Origin of the sequence: uncultured Cyclobacterium sp., from assembly GCF_963976465.1 — a bacterium.
GTDB lineage: Bacteria > Bacteroidota > Bacteroidia > Cytophagales > Cyclobacteriaceae > Cyclobacterium.
This window is the reverse complement of record NZ_CAXBOC010000395.1, coordinates 1-5,525: the sequence shown is the minus strand read 5'-3', so window position 1 is coordinate 5,525 and position 5,525 is coordinate 1. Positions and strand designations below refer to the sequence as shown.

Below are 5,525 nucleotides of genomic sequence, written 5' to 3'. Positions count from 1 at the left end.
TAATCCGATGGAGTTTACCTTTCGCCCAAATAACCAATTCTTCCCCCTCAGGCATCCAAGCAAATCCCGGATAAACGCCAAAGATGGCCCATGCGGTTTGCTGGTCTTTGTTCAGTTGGTCATAAACAGGCCATTCTTCACCTGTTTTCAAGTCATGAATATATAACACGGTCTTCGTTCTTACCCGCTTGATAAAGGCCAGCTTGCTTCCATCAGGCGAGATTTGTGGTCTAGCAGCCCCACCCGGGCCCCCGGTGATTGTTTTTATTTCCCCGGTTTGGAAATCATACCTTTTGATAACATATATTTGCCCATTGGGATCTCTGTTGTATTGAAAGCTTCCTCCCGGAGACATGTCTTCACTATAATACAAATACCTGCCATCGGAAGATATTGAGGGCTCGTTGACATCCTGCTGGTCATTTTTTCTTTTGGTTAGCTGCAAACCTGAACCTCCTGAAATGTGGTATTGCCACATTTCGCCGGCGCCTAAAGATCTTCCTGAGGTAAAATGTTTTCGAGCAACTAAAAAGTTTCCATCAGGCATCCAATCTGCATTGTTTAACAAACGAAAAGACTCCTTGGTTATTTGTTTGGCTTCAGATCCATCAGCTTTCATTATCCAAATATTGTCTCCCCCTCCGGCATCTGAGGTAAATGATATCCATTTGCCGTCCGGACTGAACCTAGGCTGCACTTCAAATGGCATTCCGGTTCTAAGGGCTTTTGCTTTACCGCCTTTGATTGGAATGGAATAAATATCCCCAAGTAGATCAAAAACTACCCTGCTACCATCCGGGCTAATATCTAGATTCATCCAGGTTCCCTCATCCGTGGTGAAATTAATCCAGTCAAAATCCCAATCTCCATTTGGACGAGAAACATCCCAATCTGCCTCCTCTTGGGCCATTGCAGCCATTGGTAGGGTCAATGCAACCGCCAAGAATAGAAAAAACTTATGCATAACTATTGTTTTTTTTTATACTTAAAATAAGATAAAGGCAAAAATAGGAATAACTTAGAGAAGCACTAACAATTTAAGCTGGGACTAGTTGATATAAGTATGACTTCAGAAAGAAAGAAAGTTGTAGCCATAGCTGGAGCTACAGGATATATAGGCAGGTGGTTTATGGAAAGGTTCAAGGACCGTTACCATATTGTTGGCTTAAGTAGGAAAGAGGTAGTAGATAATCCTCAGCAAGAAATTGAATGGAGGCAAGTGGAATTGTACTCGATCTCCTCCACTACAGAGGCGCTAAAAGGTGTGGATTATGCCATTTATTTGGTACACTCTATGAACGCTACCACCAGGCTTAATCAAGGGAGTTTTGAGGATACGGACCTCCTTCTGGCAGATAATTTTGCTAGAGCTGCTTCGGCTAATTCGGTGGAGCAGATCATTTATTTGGGAGGCATATTGCCTAAAGGAGAACCTGAAGAAGAATGGTCTCAACATTTGAAAAGCCGTTTGGAGGTAGAACGAACATTATCTACTGGGTCAGCAGCGCTTACTGCCTTAAGGGCAAGTATAATTGTGGGTCCCGGAGGTTCCTCCTTTGATATGATCAAAAACCTGGTAAAAAAACTCCCAGTTATGATTTGCCCAAAATGGACCGATTCAAAGACACAACCCATCTCACTTAGAGACACCCTTACCATTATTGATTCTTGTCTGGGAAATGAAGCGGTGTATGACAAAGCCATAGAAATAGGGAATCCTGAAGTGATGAGTTATAAGGAAATGCTGATCCGCACCTCAGTGGTAATGGGGAAAAAACGGATGATTTTTTCCGTTCCTTTCTTCTCCCCGGGGCTATCCAAACTTTGGGTAGGGTATTTTGGGGAAAGCCCTTCTCAATTGGTGTCTCCATTGGTGGAAAGCCTAAAGCATACCATGACAGTGTCGGATGAATTGTCTTTTAAGGCAGCTGATATTTCCTACCAAAGCTATGATGAAGCGGTAAAAATAGCCTTGGAAGCTAAGAAAGAGCCTGTTTTGCCACAGTTTAAATTGCTAAAAACGCAGAAAAACACAGTGCGAAGCATACAAAGGATGCCCAACCTACGTGGTAAAAGTGCTTTTTGGGCTGCAAATAGATATAAGGTTTGGTTGCCAACTTTTTTTAAATCAATAATTAAAGCCAAGGAAGATGAAAAAAAAGTGATAAGCTTTTATCTGTTTTCTATCAAAAAACCAATGCTTCAATTGTCATGGGTTAAGGACAGAAGTGATAAAAAGAGACAACTTTTTTACATTACCGGAGGCTACTTGGTGAGTAGGGCAAATTATGGTTGGCTGGAATTTAGAGAGGTTTTGGGAGGGAAATACATTATTTCGGCCATACATGAATTTGTTCCCAAGATCCCTTGGTTGATATATGTCAATACACAAGCAAGGTTGCACCTTTGGGTAATGAAAAGGTATGCCAAATACCTTAATGCGGTGGGAAGTAGAAAAAAGGCCTCCAAATAATTAAGACAAGGAAGGATCTCAGTATTAATTAGGTTCAGATTCAAATCGAATTAGAGAATGACAGTATAATCCATTTCTTCGGAAGCAATTCTATAAAAAAAAAAGCATAAAAAAATCCCTGAAATTTTTCAGGGATTTTAAATAATTATCAATTAAAATCAATGGGTTAGGCCTTAAGCTTTGGCTCCCAACCTTTTTCATATTCTCTTTTCCAAAGTGCTTTACCTTTTTTGCTGTTGGTGATGTGACCATTGGAAGAATCACAGGTAAGTACTTCTCCGGTTCTTGACGCGATATTGGCCAAGTGGCAAAGCAATACACTTTTTGCACCTTCATCAATAGGGCTATTTTGTGCGGCTTTTCCTCTGATCGCATCAAAGAAGTTAACCATATGCAAAGTGGACATGCTACCACCTCCACCTAGGGCAGTTCCGGCTTCCTTGCTTTCAGATGCACTGCTTTTGATTTCCTTTCCGATCAAACATCTTGTATCCGCCTCTGTCCACATAAACAGATCCGTCTGTACCATAGATAATGGTTCCTCTTCCCGGTCCATAAGTATTGTGACCATTTCTACTTTTGCCATCCCACTGGATGGTTCTGTTATTGGAGAATTTGAAGACAGCATCCATAGTATCATACATGGTCCATCCATCATTAGGCCAATGGTATTTTCCTGAGTCCACAATTACTTTCTCAGGGAAGTCTACCCCCAATGCCCATCTGGCCACATCCAGCTCGTGAGTACCATTGTTTCCGGCTTCTGCTGTGCCATAATCCCAGCCATACCAGTGCCAATTATAATCCCAAGTTTCAGTAGTATATTCTCTTCTTGGTGCAGGCCCTTGGAACAATTCCCAATCTAATCCATTTGGAGGGCTGGCTTTCTTTTGTACAGGAACTTCACCTCTACCTGAATTATAAAAGGCAGTGGCTTTATAAACATTTCCTATTTCACCTGCATGAATAGCTTTGATTACTTCGATGCTTTCAGGAGAAGAACGTTGTTGGTTACCCATCTGAACCACCTTGTTGTAGTGTTTTTGGTAAGCTACCAATAACTCTCCTTCATAAGGGTTGTGACTACACGGTTTTTCAACATAAACGTGTTTTCCGGCCTCTAAAGCCAACCAAGTACCCGGCGCATGCCAGTGATCCGGAGTGGCATTGATCAATACGTCTACTTCTTTATCTTCCAATACTTTGAAAATACTATTTTCCAGTATTGGTTTATAATCAATGTGCTTTTCAAAGTTTTTAGCTGCCTTAACTCTTTGTGAAGGCATTACATCACAAAGATATTTAAGGTTTACATTGTTTGATTTTTGTCCAATAGGCTCGTAATAAGCACCTAACCTTCTACCTAATCCGGCAATAGCGATATTTAGCTTGTCATTTGCACCGATGATATTTCCATAGCTTTTTGCAGAAAAGCCTACAGCCCCTAAAGCGGAAATTCCCATAGTAGCCATAGCAGATTTTTTAATAAAATCTCTTCTGGAATCATTTGAATTATTCATAATTATTTTCAGGTTTGTTAAATTTTAAAGTTTACTATACTTGCAATTTACCGGTTTAATATACTTCTGGCAATGCCAATTTCTAAACCGCGAAGTTCTGCAAGTCCTTTTAACCTTCCTATGGCAGAATACCCAGGATTGGTTACCTTTCCAAGATCATCCAACATTTGATGGCCATGGTCCGGCCGCATAGGAAGTGATTTTCCTATTCTTTGCTGTAATTTTACGATTTCTTCAACCACATCGGCCATTGGGACATCTCCTTCCATATGGTTGGCTTCATAGAAGTTGCCTTCTTCATCACGTTGCGTACTTCTCAAATGGATAAAATGTATGTGCTCACCATATTTAGTCACCATTGCAGGCAAATCATTGTCAGCCCTTACTCCTAATGAACCGGTGCAAAATGTAAAGCCATTTAACGGGCTATTATTATTCGCCAAAATTCTATCGTAATCACTTGCTGTACTTACCACTCTTGGTAAGCCAAAAATAGGGAAGGGTGGATCATCAGGGTGAATACAAATTAGTACCTTATTCTCTTCTGCCACCGGAATAATTGCATCCAGAAACAAGTTGAGATTTTCCCCTAATTTATTAGCATCAATATCTTTATAGGTGTCCAATGCTTTTTGGAAGTCTTCAACTGAGTATCCTTCCTCAGCACCCGGTAAACCTGCAATGATATTGTTTATCAGCTGTTGTTTATCATCCCCCGTCAAGGCATCAAAATAGGCTTTGGCTTTTTGTTGCATGCTCTCACTGTATTCTGCTTCGGCACCGGGTCGCTGGAGAATATGTAAGTCAAATGCAGCAATTGCTTTCATTTCAAAACGAAGGGCTTTGGCACCATTCTCCACCTCATAGGCAAGGTTAGTTCTTGTCCAATCCAAAATGGGCATAAAGTTATAACAGATGGTACCAATGCCTTCTGCAGCCAAATTTCGTATGCTTTCTTGATAGTTTTTGATATAGGTTTCAAAATTTCCTGATCGAGTTTTGATGTTCTCGTGTACAGGTACACTTTCCACCACTGACCAAGTCAATCCTGCCGCTTCAATGATATCTTTTCTTTCTTTGATGGCTTCCCTGGACCAGACTTCCCCATTTGGAATTTGATGCAAGGCGGTTACAATGCCTGTGGCACCTGACTGCCTGATGTCTGACAATTGTACCGGATCATTTGGACCATACCAGCGCATGGTCTGCTCCATATATATTGGTTGTTTCTTATCACTCATACTCCTGAATACGCGCTAAATCCCCCATCTATTTCTGTGATTGTTCCTGTCACAAATTTAGAGCCCTCGCTGCAAAGCCATTGCACCGCTCCAAAAAGTTCGTCAGGACTTCCAAATCGCCCCATAGGTGTATGGTCTATGATTTGATTACCACGTTGGGTGAGGCTTCCATCTTTATTGGTTAGCAAAGCTTCATTCTGGGCAGTCAAAAAGAAACCCGGAGCTACTGCATTCACACGTAACCCGGCGCCATATTTCCTGGCAAATTCTACTGACATCCATTTCGTCATA

Annotated in this window: 3 protein-coding genes and 2 pseudogenes; 1 reads left to right on the top strand and 4 read right to left on the bottom strand. The window is 41.3% G+C overall.

The genetic code is table 11. The features are described from left to right. Nucleotides 1-964 (bottom strand): annotated as a pseudogene (locus AAC037_RS18745) (amidohydrolase); the annotation flags it as partial. 99 nt (nt 965-1,063) lie between these two features. Here AAC037_RS18745 and AAC037_RS18740 point away from each other — a divergent pair. Next, nucleotides 1,064-2,473 carry an NAD(P)H-binding protein gene (locus AAC037_RS18740; RefSeq protein WP_339904733.1) on the top strand — a complete coding sequence of 470 codons (1,410 nt, stop codon included), beginning with the start codon at nt 1,064-1,066 and terminating at the stop codon, nt 2,471-2,473. A gap of 166 nt (nt 2,474-2,639) precedes the next feature. Here the strand turns inward: AAC037_RS18740 and AAC037_RS18735 are convergent. From AAC037_RS18735 to AAC037_RS18725, 3 genes and pseudogenes are all read right to left on the bottom strand, one after another. Further along, a pseudogene (locus AAC037_RS18735) lies at nt 2,640-3,993 on the bottom strand (Gfo/Idh/MocA family oxidoreductase). Between the two features lie 47 nt (nt 3,994-4,040). Beyond that, entirely contained in the window at nt 4,041-5,207 is a 1,167-nt protein-coding gene (gene uxuA / locus AAC037_RS18730) for a mannonate dehydratase (protein WP_339904734.1), read from the bottom strand. 23 nt (nt 5,208-5,230) lie between these two features. Next, a partial coding sequence (locus AAC037_RS18725; protein ID WP_339904731.1) for an SDR family oxidoreductase occupies nt 5,231-5,525 on the bottom strand: 295 nt, incomplete at its 5' end.